General features: G+C 68.3%; 12 protein-coding genes. 8 read left to right on the forward strand and 4 right to left on the reverse strand.

Annotated elements, in window-relative coordinates; genetic code table 11:
* Window positions 1-17: 17 nt before the first annotated feature.
* Complete coding sequence (locus tag G6N31_RS01760) at window positions 18-1,625, reverse strand: adenylate/guanylate cyclase domain-containing protein (RefSeq protein ID WP_098005471.1); 1,608 nt, start codon at window positions 1,623-1,625, stop codon at window positions 18-20.
* A 47-nt stretch (window positions 1,626-1,672) separates the two neighbouring features.
* On the opposite strand from G6N31_RS01760, the gene nucS reads away from it, so the two are divergent.
* Entirely contained in the window at window positions 1,673-2,344 is a 672-nt protein-coding gene (nucS, locus tag G6N31_RS01765; protein WP_098005469.1) for an endonuclease NucS, read from the forward strand.
* Window positions 2,344-2,628 carry an Rv1322 family protein gene (locus G6N31_RS27280; RefSeq protein ID WP_098005467.1) on the forward strand — a complete coding sequence of 95 codons (285 nt, stop codon included), beginning with the start codon at window positions 2,344-2,346 and terminating at the stop codon, window positions 2,626-2,628. Before nucS ends, G6N31_RS27280 begins: the two co-directional genes overlap by 1 nt.
* Before the next feature lies 1 nt (window position 2,629).
* Here G6N31_RS27280 and mce read toward each other — a convergent pair whose 3' ends face one another.
* The gene (gene mce, locus G6N31_RS01770; protein WP_098005465.1) at window positions 2,630-3,106 is read right to left on the reverse strand and encodes a methylmalonyl-CoA epimerase; all 477 of its coding nucleotides are present in this window, start codon (window positions 3,104-3,106) and stop codon (window positions 2,630-2,632) included.
* 91 nt (window positions 3,107-3,197) lie between these two features.
* On the opposite strand from mce, the gene G6N31_RS01775 reads away from it, so the two are divergent.
* Genes G6N31_RS01775 through G6N31_RS01785 form a run of 3 tightly spaced genes read left to right on the forward strand, consistent with a single transcriptional unit; the run spans window position 3,198 to window position 5,727 of the window.
* Window positions 3,198-4,379, forward strand: coding sequence for an acetyl-CoA C-acetyltransferase (locus G6N31_RS01775; RefSeq protein WP_098005463.1), 1,182 nt, complete (start codon window positions 3,198-3,200; stop codon window positions 4,377-4,379).
* A 45-nt stretch (window positions 4,380-4,424) separates the two neighbouring features.
* Window positions 4,425-4,820, forward strand: a complete 396-nt coding sequence (locus tag G6N31_RS01780; RefSeq protein WP_179964252.1) for a DUF3817 domain-containing protein — start codon at window positions 4,425-4,427, stop codon at window positions 4,818-4,820.
* Window positions 4,821-4,833: 13 nt separating this feature from the next.
* A complete protein-coding gene (locus G6N31_RS01785) occupies window positions 4,834-5,727 on the forward strand; it encodes a tetratricopeptide repeat protein (protein ID WP_098005461.1) in 894 nt (297 codons plus the stop codon).
* Between the two features lie 21 nt (window positions 5,728-5,748).
* Here G6N31_RS01785 and glgB read toward each other — a convergent pair whose 3' ends face one another.
* Both glgB and G6N31_RS01795 read right to left on the reverse strand, forming a co-directional pair.
* Window positions 5,749-7,968 carry a 1,4-alpha-glucan branching protein GlgB gene (gene glgB / locus G6N31_RS01790; protein WP_098005459.1) on the reverse strand — a complete coding sequence of 740 codons (2,220 nt, stop codon included), beginning with the start codon at window positions 7,966-7,968 and terminating at the stop codon, window positions 5,749-5,751.
* 2 nt (window positions 7,969-7,970) lie between these two features.
* Entirely contained in the window at window positions 7,971-10,061 is a 2,091-nt protein-coding gene (locus G6N31_RS01795) for an alpha-1,4-glucan--maltose-1-phosphate maltosyltransferase (RefSeq protein ID WP_098005457.1), read from the reverse strand.
* A 222-nt stretch (window positions 10,062-10,283) separates the two neighbouring features.
* On the opposite strand from G6N31_RS01795, the gene glgP reads away from it, so the two are divergent.
* From glgP to G6N31_RS01810, 3 genes are all read left to right on the forward strand, one after another.
* Window positions 10,284-12,926, forward strand: coding sequence for an alpha-glucan family phosphorylase (glgP, locus tag G6N31_RS01800; protein WP_098005455.1), 2,643 nt, complete (start codon window positions 10,284-10,286; stop codon window positions 12,924-12,926).
* Complete coding sequence (locus G6N31_RS01805; RefSeq protein WP_098005453.1) at window positions 12,923-13,771, forward strand: Vgb family protein; 849 nt, start codon at window positions 12,923-12,925, stop codon at window positions 13,769-13,771. Before glgP ends, G6N31_RS01805 begins: the two co-directional genes overlap by 4 nt.
* An 85-nt stretch (window positions 13,772-13,856) precedes the next feature.
* Complete coding sequence (locus G6N31_RS01810) at window positions 13,857-14,591, forward strand: MspA family porin (RefSeq protein WP_234815461.1); 735 nt, start codon at window positions 13,857-13,859, stop codon at window positions 14,589-14,591.
* Window position 14,592: the final 1 nt, after the last annotated feature.

The raw sequence follows: 14,592 nt of genomic DNA on the forward strand, positions 1-14,592 counted from the left end.
ATGGCGGGCCGGCAGATCTAGTCCGCCACCGGGGTGGCCAGCCGCATCGGCTCGTCGTGGCCGCGCAACGTCACGGTGTCCCCGAGTCGCCATCGGTCGCGCTCGGCTTCGACGGCCTGGTCGACGGCCTTCGCCGACGCGACCAGGCGCTGGTCTTCGTCCTTGGCGAGTTCGCACAGCCGCGCCGCTTCGTTGACCGCCTCACCGATGACCGTGTATTCGAAGCGTTCCTTGGCGCCGACGTTGCCCGCCACCACCTGTCCGGCGGCCACACCGATACCTGCCGGGCACTCCGGCACCTCGGCGCGCAGCCGACGCGCCATCGCTCGGGCCGCCGCGAGTGCCTCGGTCTCGGCGTTGTCCAACGTGACCGGTGCGCCGAACACGGCAAGGACCGCGTCGCCCTCGAACTTGTTGACCAGACCGTGATGGTTGTCGACCTCCTCGACGACGACGTCGAAGAACCGGTTGAGCAACTCGACGACCTCGACGGCCGGCCGGCTCGTGACGAGCTGGGTGGAACCGATGATGTCGACGAAGATGACGGCCGCGTAGCGCTCCTCGCCGCCCAACTCGACCTGTTGTTTCTCGGCGGCCAGTGCGACCTCGCGGCCGACGTGGCGGCCGAACAGGTCGCGCACGCGTTCGCGCTCCCGCAAGCCGTGCACCATCGAGTTGAAACCGCGTTGCAGCTCACCGAGTTCCGTGCCGTCGAACACCACGAGGTTGCAGTCCAGATCGCCGTCCTCGACGTGTTTGAGCGCCGACCGCACCACCCGCACCGGCGTCGCGATCAACCATGACAACAGCCACATCAGGACCAGGCCGAAGATCAGCGCGACCACCGAGATGATCACCACGGCCACGGCGAACTGTGTCGAGCTGAGGTTCTTCATCGAGAGCGTAAACAGCGCGAGCAGGAGGATGCCCAGCACCGGCACCCCCGAGCTGAGGAGCCAGACCGTCATGGTCCGGCCCATGACTCCGTGCGCCAACCGGCGGGGCGGGCGGCCCGCCTCCAGCGCCTGGGCGGCGATCGGCCGCAGCGCGAACTCGGTGATCATGTAGCACGCGGTGGCGACGACGATTCCCGGAAAGCCCACCGCGAACAGGAACCGCGGAATGAAGGCGGTGTCGTGCAGCCCGTACAACAGCGTCAGCAATGCGGTGCCGACGCCCCAGAGCAGCAACAGCATCTGCGCCACGCGGGCCGGGGCGACGAACACGTTGCGTTGATCGGTTCGGGTGGGAGGGTCCTCCTCGATCGCCCAGCGCAACTGGCCGACGATCTGCGAGGTGATCCATGACGTGCCGAGCACCAGCGCGCTCACCATGTAGGCGGGCACCACGCCGAAGGTCAACCAGGCGGGTGCGTCGGAGAACACGCTGGGCACTGGGATGGCGACCGTGTTGAGCAGCAGCGACACCCCGATGCCCAGAACGTTGGTGAACAGCAGGAAGAACGTCAGGATGACCTGGATGCGGATGCGGCGGCGGGCCTGGCTCTCGTCCGGTCTGCCCAGTAGCCAGGAGCCGTAGTCCGGCGTCTCCAGCCGCCCGCTCTGCTGGGTCACCCGCTCCAGCACTCGACCCAACCGATGCGGCACGCTCTTGGTCGCGTTCATGGTCCCGTCAGCCTAGTGACCCCGGGTGCGGCATCTATGGTGGTTCGGTGCGTCTCGTCATCGCCCAGTGCACCGTGGACTACGTCGGCCGGCTCACCGCACACCTGCCGTCGGCGCGACGCCTGTTGTTGTTCAAGGCGGACGGATCGGTCAGCGTGCACGCCGACGACCGCGCCTACAAACCCCTGAACTGGATGAGCCCCCCCTGTTGGGTCACCGAGGACCTCACCGCGGACACGACGCTGTGGGTGGTGCAGAACAAGGCGGGCGAGCAGTTGCGCATCACCGTCGAGGACATCGAGCATGACTCCAGCCACGAGCTCGGAGTGGACCCGGGTCTGGTCAAGGACGGCGTCGAGGCTCACCTGCAGGCGTTGCTGGCCGAACACGTCGAGCTGCTCGGCGCCGGCTACACGCTGGTGCGGCGCGAGTACATGACCCCCATCGGCCCGGTGGACCTGCTCTGTCGCGACGAGCAGGGCCGGTCGGTGGCCGTGGAGATCAAACGGCGCGGTGAGATCGACGGCGTCGAGCAGTTGACGCGCTATCTGGAGCTGCTCAACCGGGACTCGCTGCTGGCGCCGGTTGCCGGTGTCTTCGCCGCCCAGCAAATCAAGCCCCAAGCCCGCACGTTGGCGATGGATCGCGGAATACGGTGTGTCACACTGGATTACGACAAAATGCGGGGCATGGACAATGACGAGTTCCGGCTGTTCTGATGGCCAAGCGGCGCGCCCCGCGTAAGCGTGCCGCCGCGCGCGACCCGCTGCCGGCGCCACGGCGTATCGAGGCGGGCGCCGACGGTGCGGATTACGAGGTGCGTCCCGTTTCCGCGGCCAATGCGGCCAAAACCTATCGGTGTCCGGGTTGCGATCACGAAATTCGCCCGGCGACAGCCCATATCGTCGCGTGGCCGGTGGACGGCATCGAAGACCGCCGGCACTGGCACACCTCGTGCTGGCGCAACAGGACTACGCGGGGTCCGACGCGGAAGTGGTCCTGAGTCAGTGAGCGTCGTCGGCGGCCGGTTCGACCAGCTCGATCAGAACGCCGCCGCCGTCCTTGGGATGAATGAAGTTGATCCGCGAGTTGGCGGTGCCGCGGCGCGGCGCGTCGTAGATCAGGCGCACACCCTGCTCGCGCAACCGCTCGCTGATCTTGTCGATGTCGCTGACACGGTAGGCGAACTGCTGCAGCCCCGGCCCGCGCTTGTCGAGGAACTTGGCGATGGTGGAGCTGTCGTCGATCGGAGCCATCAGCTGCACCTGGGTACTCCCGACCGGCGCCCCGCGCACCGACAGCATGGCCTCGCGGATGCCCTGGTCCTCGTTGACCTCCTCGTGCAGAACGATCATGCCCAGGTGGTCGTGGTACCACTTGATCGCCTCGTCGAGGTCGCGGACGGCGATGCCGACATGGTCGATGGCGGTCACCAGCGCAGTGGCCAGTACCGGACGGGCGTCAGTCTGCTCTGCGGTCATATCGTAAAGGTAACCTAACAAGATCAGTTTCGAATAGTTGGTATGCCCGTATAGCCTTTTTTGCAGTGCTCGAAACCGCTTGGAGGTAGTGATGACGACGTCGGTGATCGTTGCTGGGGCCCGGACCCCCGTCGGGAAGCTGTCCGGATCGCTGAAGGATTTCTCGGGCAGTGACCTGGGCGCCGTGGCGATCGCCGGCGCGCTGGAGAAGGCGAACGTACCGGCCCGGCTGGTCGAATACGTGATCATGGGCCAAGTGCTCACCGCCGGGGCCGGCCAGATGCCGGCTCGCCAGGCCGCGGTGGCCGCCGGAATCCCCTGGGACGTGCCCGCGCTGACGATCAACAAGATGTGCCTGTCGGGCATCGACGCGATCGCGCTGGCCGACCAGCTGATCCGGGCCGGCGAATTCGACGTCGTCGTCGCCGGGGGACAGGAGTCGATGACCAAGGCGCCGCACATGCTGATGAACAGCCGGTCGGGCTACAAGTACGGCGACGTCACGGCGCTCGACCACCTGGCCTACGACGGCCTGCACGACGTGTTCACCGACCAGCCGATGGGCGCCCTGACCGAGCAGCGCAACGAGGTCGACAAGTTCACCCGTGCCCAGCAGGACGAGTACGCTGCCGGCTCGCACCAGAAGGCGGCGCGGGCATGGAAGGACGGCGTGTACGCCGACGAGGTCGTGCCGGTGCGGATCCCGCAGCGCAAGGGCGACCCGATCGAGTTCAGCGAGGACGAGGGCATCCGCGCCGACACCAGCGCCGAATCGTTGTCCGGGCTGCGGCCCGCGTTCCGCAAGGACGGCACCATCACCGCCGGGTCGGCGTCGCAGATCTCCGACGGTGCCTGCGCGGTCGTGGTGATGAGCAAGGCCAAGGCCGAGGAGCTGGGCCTGAGCTGGTTGTGCGAGATCGGTGCGCACGGCGTGGTCGCCGGACCTGATTCGACGCTGCAGAGCCAGCCGGCCAACGCGATCAAGAAGGCCGTCGCCAAGGAAGGCATCTCCGTCGACCAGCTCGACGTGATCGAGATCAACGAGGCGTTCGCGGCAGTGGCGCTGGCCTCGACCAGCGAGCTCGGCGTCGACCCGGAGAAGGTGAACACCAATGGCGGCGCCATCGCCATCGGCCATCCGATCGGAATGTCCGGCGCACGGATCACCCTGCACGCGGCGCTCGAGCTGGCGCGCAAGGGCTCGGGGTACGCGGTCGCCGCGCTGTGCGGCGCCGGCGGGCAAGGTGATGCGCTGATCCTGCGGCGCCGCTGAGACATCAACGACACTTTGTAGTAGTCCAGGGTGGAATCGGGCAGAATGGCGGCCATGACACGCGCTTTCGATGTCCACAGCCCCGCGTCCTGGTTCCGCCTGGTCGCGTTCGCCGAGGCACTCAGCTGGGTCGGGTTGCTGGCCGGCATGTACTTCAAGTACCTGGGCTCCCCGCGCACCGAGATCGGCGTGAAGATCTTCGGTCCGGCCCACGGCGCGGTCTTTGTGGCGTTTCTGGTGGCCGCCGTGTTCACCGGGCTCGCATTGCGCTGGCGACCGGGGACGTGGTTGCTGGCGTTGGCCGGCAGCATAGTGCCGCTGGGCAGTGTGATCTTCCTCATATGGGCTGATCGCACCGGGCGCATGGAGCCCGCGCAGGCCGAAGCGGCCGCTCCGGGCGCCGTGGTTCGGCCGCGGCGAACGGTTCCGGAAACGACGTGACAAACTTGGTGGCGTGACTCGTCCTCGACCCCAGATCAGCCCGGCGCTGGCCGGCGCGGTAGACCTGTCCGCACTCAAGCGTCCTCCCGCAACCGGCGAGGGCCCGGCCGCCGATGCCGGCCCGGGTGGTGTGGAGATCACCGAGGCCAACCTCGAGGCCGAGGTGTTGGCCCGCTCCAACGAGATCCCCGTCGTCGTGCTGCTGTGGTCGCCGCGCAGTGACGCCAGCGTCCAGCTCGGTGAGGTGCTTTCAGGCCTGGTGGCCGCGGACGGCGGCAAGTGGTCGCTGGCCTCGGTCAACGTCGACACCACGCCCCGCGTCGCGCAGATGTTCGGTGTGCAGGCGGTGCCGACCGTGGTGGCGGTCGCCGCCGGCCAGCCGCTGTCGAGCTTCCAGGGCATGCAGCCTGCCGATCAGCTTCGCCGTTGGGTCGACTCGCTGCTCGAGGCCACCGCCGGGAAGCTCAGCGGCTCACCAGATGCCGAGACCGAACAGGTCGACCCAGCGGTGGAGCAGGCGCGCGCACACCTGGACCGGGGCGACTTCGAATCGGCCCTGACGGCGTATCAAGCCATCCTGGACGGCAACCCGAACCACGCCGAAGCCAAAGGCGCGGTGCGCCAGATCGGCTTTCTGCAGCGCGCGACCGCCCACCCGCAGAACGCGGTGGCGCTGGCTGACGCGGCCCCCGCGGACATCGACGCGGCCTTCGCCGCGGCCGATGTCGAGATCCTGCAGCAGAACGTGGTGGCCGCGTTCGCCCGGCTCACTGCTCTGGTCAAGAGCACCAGCGGCGACGACCGGGCCACGGTGCGGGCGCGTCTGGTCGAGTTGTTCGACCTGTTCGACCCTGCCGACCCCGAGGTGATCGCGGGTCGCCGCAACCTCGCCAACGCGTTGTACTGACCCGCCGCTCGCGCAGACGACCTACGGGCGCTCGGGCTCGAACCACACCGCAGACAGCGGTGGCAGCACCATCACCGCCGACGCCGGCCGGCCGTGCCACGGCTCCTCGGTGGCCTCGACCGCGCCGTAGTTGCCCACGCCCGCGCCGTGATAGACGTCGGAGTCGGTGTTGAGCACCTCCCGCCACACCCCGGCGTGCGGCAGGCCGAGCCGGTAGCGGGTGTGCTCGGAACCAGAGAAGTTGAAGACGCACGCCATCGTCGAGCCGTCGTCGCCGAACCGCAGGAAGCTGAGCACGTTGTTGGCCGAGTCGTTGGCGTCGATCCACGAGTAGCCCTCGGGCTGGGTGTCGCGCGACCACAGGGCGCGCCTGCTGCGGTAGATGTCATTGGCGTCGGTGAGCATCCGCAGGATGCCGTCGGAGAAGCCCTGTTCGTCGAGCTGGAACCAGTCGACGCCGCGCTCTTCGGACCACTCGGCACGCTGGCCGAACTCCTGACCCATGAACAGCAGCTGCTTGCCCGGGTGCGCCCACTGGTAGGCGAGCAGGCTGCGGATGCCCGCTGCCTTCATGTGGTCGCTTCCCGGCATCCGGTCCCACAGCGTGCCCTTCCCGTGCACCACCTCGTCGTGGCTGATCGGCAGCACGAAGTTCTCGCTGAACGCGTAGATCATCGAGAAGGTGATCTCGTGGTGGTGGTAGCTGCGGTGGATGGGGTCACGCTTGATGAACTCGAGCGTGTCGTTCATCCACCCCATGTTCCACTTCATCGAGAAACCGAGACCGCCGAGGTTGGTCGGCCGGGTCACGCCCGGCCACGAGGTGGACTCCTCGGCGATGGTGACGACGCCGGGCGTCGCCTTGTGCACAGTGGCGTTCATCTCCTGCAGGAACTGCACCGCCTCGAGATTCTCGCGTCCGCCATGGACGTTGGGCGTCCAGCCGCCCTCGGGCCGCGAATAATCCAGGTACAGCATGGACGCCACCGCGTCGACGCGGAGCCCGTCGATGTGGTACTCCTGCAGCCAATACAGCGCATTGGCCACCAGAAAATTGCGTACCTCGGCGCGCCCGAAGTCGAAAACGTAGGTACCCCAGTCCAACTGCTCGCCGCGGCGGGGATCGCCGTGCTCGTACAGCGCGGTGCCGTCGAACCGCCCCAGCGCCCAGGCGTCCTTCGGAAAATGTGCGGGCACCCAGTCGACGATGACGCCGATGCCGGCCCGGTGCAGGGTGTCGACGAGGTGGCGGAACTCGTCGGGGTTGCCGAACCGTGATGACGGCGCGTAGTACGACGTGACCTGGTAGCCCCAGGAGCCGCCGAACGGGTGCTCGGCGACGGGCAACAGCTCCACGTGTGTGAAGCCGTGCTGCACAACGTAATCGGTGAGCTGCTCGGCCAGGTCGGCGTAGCTCAGACCGGGGCGCCAGGAGCCTAGGTGTACTTCGTAGGTGCTCATCGGCTCGAACACCGGGTTGCGCAGGGTCCGCGCCGACATCCAGTCGTCGTCGGTCCACGAGTAATCGCTGGTGAAGACCCGCGACGCGGTCTGCGGCGGCACCTCGGTCGCGAAGGCCATCGGGTCGGCGCGGTCGGTGGTGGCGCCGTCGGCCCCGTGCACGCGGAACTTGTACAGCCCGCCCTCGGGGAAGCCGGGCCAGAACAGTTCCCACACGCCCGTCGAACCCAGCACCCGCATCTGGGCCTCGTTGCCCCAGTGGTTGAAGTCTCCGGTCACGCTGACGCCTTTGGCGTTGGGCGCCCACACCGCGAACGACACACCCGTGACCTCACCATCGGCGGTGGTGAAGCTGCGGGGGTGGGCTCCGAGCACTTCCCAGAGGCGTTCGTGACGCCCTTCGGCGAAGAGGTGCAGGTCCATCTCGCCGAGCGTCGGCAGAAACCGGTAAGCGTCGGCGACGGTGTGCACGAACGCCGCTTCCTCCTCCGAGTAACTGACTTCGAGGCGGTAGTCGATGAGTTCGGTGAACGGCACTGCCACGGCGAACAATCCGGCCTCGACGTGGGTCAGCGGGTACCGCGCGCCGCCGATGAGCGCGTTGACGCGCACCGCGTGCGGCCGGTAGGCGCGGATCACCGTGTGGTCGTCGTACTCATGGGCGCCGAGCACCGAGTGCGGGTCGTGGTGCTCGCCGGCGAGCAGACGATTGAGGTCGGCGGTGTGCGGCCGCAGGTGCGGGCTCTCGACGGTCTTGGTCACGCCGGACGCGTTGGTCATGGTCACTCCCTACGCAGCAGGTTCAGTCGTTGGTCGGCGGGAATCTGGGGCATGTTCAGGACGTGGGCCACCGCACGGGCCGGTTCGAGGCGCACGTAATTGCCGTGGCCCCACTGGTATTCCTCTCCGGTGATTTCGTCGCGTACCCAGAACCGGTCCTGTTCCTCCATGCCCAGCGCACTCATATCGAGCCACAGCGTGCCTTCCTCGGTGCCGAACGGGTTGAGGGTCACCACCACGAGGACCTGGTCGCCGGAGACCGGGTCGAACTTGCTGTAGGCCAGCAGTGCGTCGTTGTCGATGTGGTGGAAGGTGATGGTGCGCATCTGCTGCAGCGCGGGATGGACCCGACGAATCTCGTTGAGGCGGGTGATGAAGGGTTCCAGGGACTCGCCGTCGGCCAGCGCGGCGTCGAAGTCGCGCGGCCGCAACTCGTACTTCTCGGAGTTGAGGTATTCCTCGCTACCTTCGCGGAGAGCACGGTGTTCGTAGAGCTCGTAGCCGGAGTACATCCCCCACGTGGGGCTCATCGTGGCGGCCAGCACGGCCCGGATCGCGAACATGCCCGGGCCGCCGTGCTGCAGACTCTCGTGGAGGATGTCCGGCGTGTTGACCCACAGGCTCTGGCGTGCGTGGTCGGCGTGTTCGGCCAGCTGCTGACCGAACTCGGTGATCTCCCACTTCGCGGTGCGCCAGGTGAAGTACGTGTAGGACTGCGTGAACCCGAGTTTGGCCAGCCCGAACAGCCGCGCGGGCCGGGTGAACGCCTCCGAGAGGAACAACACGTCGGGATCGATGTTCTTGACCTCGCCGATCAACCAGGCCCAGAAGTTCGGCGGCTTGGTGTGCGGATTGTCCACCCGAAACACCTTGACGCCGTGCGCGACCCAGTATTTCACGACCCGCAGTACCTCCTCGTAGAGGCCGGCCGGGTCGTTGTCGAAGTTCAGCGGGTAGATGTCCTGATACTTCTTCGGGGGGTTCTCGGCATAGGCGATGGTTCCATCGGGTAGCACCGTGAACCATTCCGGATGCTCGCGGGCCCAGGGGTGGTCGGGTGCGCACTGCAGCGCGAGATCGAGCGCGACCTCGAGCCCCTCGTCTCGCGCCGCGGCGACGAAGTCGTCGAAGTCGTCGATGGTGCCGAGGTCGGGGTGAACGGCGTCGTGACCCCCTTCGTCGCTGCCGATCGCCCACGGTGAGCCGACGTCGTGCGGGCCCGCGGTGACGCTGTTGTTGCGACCCTTGCGGTGCACCTTGCCGATCGGGTGGATCGGAGGCAGATAGGCGATGTCGAAGCCCATCCGGGCGACCCGGGGCAGCGCCTTGGCGGCGGTGGCGAACGTGCCGTGCACGGGATGGCCGGCACTGTCCCACCCACCGGTGGAGCGGGGAAAGAACTCGTACCAGGAACTGAAGCGGGCCAGCGGTCGATCCACCCAGATGCCGTACTGCTGGCCGCGGGTCAGGAATTCACGCAGCGGATACTGGTCGGTCAACTCGATCAGCTCGGGCGCCAGCGCGGCGCCGGCGCGGTAGAACGGGTCGCCCGGTTCGCGCAGTTGGGCCGCGGCTTCGGCCAGCGGATAGCGGTCCTGGCGCGGCACACCGGTGGCGGCGCGCTCGAGAAGCTTGGCGCCGACCAACAGGTCGTTGTTGAGTTCGCCCTCGCTCTGGCCGGCCTCGAGCTTGGCGGTCACGTTCTTGCGCCAGGTGGCCAACGGGTCGCCCCACCCGTCGACCCGGAACGTCCACAGGCCGACCGCGTCGGGGGAGAACTGACCGTGGAATACATCGGGTGTGCGGCCCGGCGCCATCGGAAGCGCGCTCGGCCGCACCCGCGCCGACGTGGTCACCACATCCTCGATCGGGACGGCCTCGGGAGAGCGCACCCGGCCCGGAGGTTCGTCGGCCAACGGTGGATAGGAGACGCCGTGGTAGCGCACCACCAAGGTGGCCGACACCGCGTCGTGGCCTTCGCGCCACACCGTGGCGCTGACCGGCACGACTTCGCCGACGACGGCTTTGGCGGGAAACCGCCCGCCGGACACCACCGGTGCTACGTCGTCGATCTCGATCCGACCGGCGGTCACTGGCCACCACTCCCTACAGCTCGTCCGTCGTGTGGGGCGCGCCGCTCGAGTCACGCACGCCTTCGGTGCCCGGCGCGACACCCCTGCGCCGCCTATACCCACCGTAGTGTGGCGCTCAACCTTCCGGAGTGCATCGGGAAGGCTGCGGGCCGGCCCCCCAGCGGCACGGAAAAAGGTGACGACCGGCCCATCGCCGGGCCCGCGTCAGTAAGGTGAACTCGCGTGAAGGCCCTCCGCAGGTTCACCGTCCGCGCTCACCTTCCCGACCGGCTGGCTGCGCTCGAGCGGCTCTCGGTCAATCTTCGTTGGTCGTGGGACAAGCCCACCCAGGATCTGTTCGAGGCCATCGATCCGCAGCTTTGGGAGACCGTCGGCGCCGACCCGGTCGGTCTGCTCGGACAAGTCAGCCCGGCGCGGCTGCAGCAGCTCGCCGCCGACGACTCGTTCGTCACCCGGCTCGACGATCTGGCCGCCGACCTCGACGACTACCTGACCCGACCCCTGTGGTACCAGCAGCTGGGCGCAGCGAGCGGCGGCCCGGACGCAGATCAGCACGACGGCGTTCTGCCGCACGGCATCGCGTACTTCTCGATGGAATTCGGTGTCGTCGAGGTGCTGCCCAACTACTCCGGTGGCCTGGGCATACTCGCCGGCGACCACCTCAAGTCCGCGTCGGACCTTGGGCTGCCGCTGATCGCGGTCGGACTGCACTACGGCTCGGGTTACTTCCGGCAGTCGCTGACCGCCGACGGCTGGCAGCACGAGAACTATCCGCACCTCGATCCTCAGGGCCTGCCGCTGCGGTTGCTGGTCGGCGCCGACGGCAAGGCGGTGCTGATCGACCTCGCGCTGCCCGGCGGCGCGATTCTGTACGCACGCATCTGGGTCGCGCAGGTTGGCCGAATCCCGTTGCTGCTGCTCGATTCGGACATCCCGGACAACGACCACGACCTGCGCGGCGTGACCGACCGGCTCTACGGCGGTGATCAGGAACACCGGATGCGGCAGGAGATCCTGGCCGGCATCGGCGGGGTCCGTGCGATCCGCGCGTTCACCGCGCTCGAGGGGCTGCCCGCGCCCGAGGTCTTCCATATGAACGAGGGCCACGCCGGCTTCCTCGGCGCCGAGCGCATCCGCGAGTTCATCGAGGCCGGCCTGGACTTCGACACCGCGCTGACCGTGGTGCGGGCCTCGACGGTCTTCACCACCCACACCCCGGTGCCCGCGGGCATCGACCGCTTCCCGCTGGAGTTGGTGGAGCGCTACTTCGGTCCGGAAGCCGGCGCGGTGGGGTCCCGTCTGCTGCCCGGCGTGCCGCTGGACCGCATCCTGGCCTTCGGCGCCGAGGACGACCCGACGAAGTTCAACATGGCGCATATGGGGTTGCGGCTGGCGCAGCGCGCCAACGGGGTGTCGCTGCTGCACGGCCGGGTCAGCCGCGAGATGTTCAACGATCTGTGGCCGGGTTTCGACGCTGTCGAGGTGCCCATCGGCTCGATCACCAACGGGGTGCATGCGCCGACGTGGGCGGCTCCGCAATGGCTGGAGCTGGGTCGCGAGCTGCTCGGCAGCGAGGACCTCACGACGTTGCGCGAGCCCGAGACATGGAAGGGGCTCAACCGCGTCGATCCAGGCCACCTGTGGTGGATCCGGTCCCAGCTGCGCGCGGAGCTGATCGACGACGTCCGGGCCCGGCTCCGCCGCTCCTGGTTGGAGCGGGGTGCCCCGTCGGTGGAATTGGGTTGGACCGCAACCGCATTCGATCCGTCGGTGCTGACAATCGGGTTCGCCCGCCGAGTGCCCACCTACAAGCGGCTGACGTTGATGCTGCGCGATCCGGAGCGGCTGGCCCGACTGCTGCTCGATCCGGAGCGTCCGGTGCAGTTGATCGTCGCCGGTAAGTCTCATCCTGCCGACGAGGCCGGCAAGGCGTTGATCCAGCAGATCGTCCGGTTCGCCGACCGGGAGGATCTGCGTCATCGCATCGCGTTCCTGCCCGACTACGACATGTCGATGGCTCGCAAGCTCTACCACGGTTGCGACGTGTGGCTCAACAACCCGTTGCGGCCGCTGGAGGCCTGCGGCACGTCGGGCATGAAGAGCGCGCTCAACGGCGGGCTGAACCTGTCGATCCGCGACGGGTGGTGGGACGAGTGGTTCGACGGGGACAATGGCTGGGAGATCCCGACCGCGGACGGTTTGACCGACGAGAACCGGCGCGACGATCTGGAGGCCGCGGCGCTCTACGACGTCCTGGAACATGCCGTGGTGTCCCGGTTCTACGACCGCGACGAGCACGGCATTCCGGTGCGGTGGGTGGAGATGGTCCGGCACACCCTCGAGGTGCTCGGCCCCAAGGTACTGGCGTCGCGGATGGTGCGGGATTACACCGAGAAGTACTACCTGCCCGCCGCGCGGTCGTTGCGCCGCTCGGTCGAGCCGGGGCGCTCCTCGCCGAAGTTCGACGTCCCTTTCGGCGCTGCGCAGGAACTCGCCGACTTTCGGCGCCGCGTCGAGCGGGCGTGGGCGCATGTGCGCATCTCCGACGTGGACAGCTCGGGACTGCCGGACACCCCGCTGTTGGGTTCGGAGTTGACGCTGACGGCACTGGTGCACCTCGACGGTCTCAACGCCGACGAGGTGGCGGTGCAGGCGTTGCTGGGTCGCGTCGACGCAGGCGACACCCTGATCGACCCGGTGACGGTACCGATGACCCACGTCGGCACCGCAGACGGTGGCCGGGCGAGCTTCACCGCCACCGCGCCGTTGCCGGTCACCGGTTCAGTCGGATACGCCGTCCGGGTGCTGCCGCACCATCGGTTGCTGGCCGGCCCCACCGAGCTGGGGCTCGTGACGTTCGCGTGACAGCGCCGCTGCAGGTCGCCCTCGACGGGGGACCGTACGCGCTCGCGGCGGGATCCGACGGCGCGGTGTGGGTGACGCTGGCGCACACCGGTGCGATCGCGCGGGTGACCGAGGCCGGTGCGGTGACGGTGTACCCGGTCGCCCCTGACAGCCGCCCGGCGCAGATCACCGCGGGCCCGGACGGCGCGCTGTGGTTCACCCGGTCCGGGGACGACCGCATCGGACGCATCACCACCGCCGGTGAGCTCAGCGCGTTCGACCTGCGTCCGGGCAGTCGCCCCTACGGCATCACCACCGGACCCGACGGCGCGCTGTGGTTCACCATGAGCGCGGCGGATGCGGTCGGCCGACTCTCGGCCGAGGGCGCGCTGCTCGCCGAGCACCCGGTGCCCGGCGGGCCGGCGATGATCGTCACCGGACCGGACGACGCGCTGTGGGTGACCCTCAACGAGGCCGGCGCGATCGGACGGCTGACCCTCGCGGGCGCTCTCACCGTGCGCGACACCCCTACTCCCGCTTCGGGTCCCGTCGGCATCACGATGACCCATGACGATGCCGTGTGGTTCACCGAGTTCCTCGCCGACCGGCTCGGCCGAATCCCGCTCGATGACGCGGTCCAGGAGATCGAACTGCCCGGCAAGCCGCACGCCGTGCTCGCCGATCCGGCCGACGGCGTGTGGGTGACCCTGTGGGGCTCCGGCCAACTTGCCCGGGTCAGCGGAGACGGCGACATCGTGACCATCGACCTGCCGCCGGATTGTGAGCCGCACGGATTGACCGTCGATGCCGGCGGCGGGGTCTGGGTCGCCCTTGAAGCCGGATTCGTGGTGCGGTTGCCCGGCTAGATTGACATTCGCCGGTATCTGTCCGGTGTGGGAAGCCCGCGCGGTAGGTTCCGAAGGTTGTTCGGCCATCGGAAGGGCATGCAAGGTGACGGTTCGGGTTGTGCTGCGACACGCCCTCGCGGTGTTCGCGATCGGCGGTCTGCTCAGTGGATGGCTCTCCGCGCCGGCCGGTGCCGAACCGGTCTCCGCACCCGTCGACGTGCCCGCCCCGGCCGAGGGCGTCCCGCCGCCGCCCGACGGGGCAGTCGAGTCGACGCCGCCCGCGGTGACCGAGACCCCGGACGGCTGGCGTCTGGAGCTGGCGGCCAAGGACGAGACCCAGTCCCCGGTAGCGCCGCTGACCACCGCGTTGTCGACCCGGGAGTACGTCGTCGGCGGCACTTACACCGGATCGCTGACCGGACCCGGCGACGGCGAGCCCCCCGCAGGGATGCTCGAGGTCGGCTACGAGATCGGCTGCGGAATCGACATGAGCACTTCCAACGGCGTCTCGCTGACCGGTACGGCGGGGATCAACCCGTCGATCGGGCTGATCGGCACCGACTTCATCTCCCCGTTCCCGGAAGGCCTGGTGCCCGGGGTGGGCGCCAACATCGCCGGCGGTATCACCGTGGGTCTGAAGCCCGGGCTGGTCAACGTGGTTTCGGTGACGAAGAAGGAATTCACCGGCGCCGAGCCATGGGTGATGGTGAGCAACTTCCGGGTCCGGATCGACGGTTGCGTCGGCGAGTCGTTCATCCGGTCCTTCGCTTTCCTCAGCCGCACCACCGACATGAGTGAGGCGATCGTTGCCTGGTACGGCGTGACGAAGAAGATCTGAG

The organism is Mycolicibacterium duvalii (assembly GCF_010726645.1).
GTDB classification, from domain to species: Bacteria; Actinomycetota; Actinomycetes; order Mycobacteriales; family Mycobacteriaceae; genus Mycobacterium; species Mycobacterium duvalii.

Bases quoted from the DNA above. Each gene is read 5' to 3' on its own strand.
- glgB (WP_098005459.1), bottom strand. From the start codon at position 7,968: ATGACCAACGCGTCCGGCGTGACCAAGACCGTCGAGAGCCCGCACCTG.
- G6N31_RS27280 (WP_098005467.1), top strand. From the start codon at position 2,344: ATGGCCAAGCGGCGCGCCCCGCGTAAGCGTGCCGCCGCGCGCGACCCG.
- G6N31_RS01775 (WP_098005463.1), top strand. From the start codon at position 3,198: ATGACGACGTCGGTGATCGTTGCTGGGGCCCGGACCCCCGTCGGGAAG.
- G6N31_RS01780 (WP_179964252.1), top strand. From the start codon at position 4,425: ATGGCGGCCATGACACGCGCTTTCGATGTCCACAGCCCCGCGTCCTGG.
- mce (WP_098005465.1), bottom strand. From the start codon at position 3,106: ATGACCGCAGAGCAGACTGACGCCCGTCCGGTACTGGCCACTGCGCTG.
- G6N31_RS01760 (WP_098005471.1), bottom strand. From the start codon at position 1,625: ATGAACGCGACCAAGAGCGTGCCGCATCGGTTGGGTCGAGTGCTGGAG.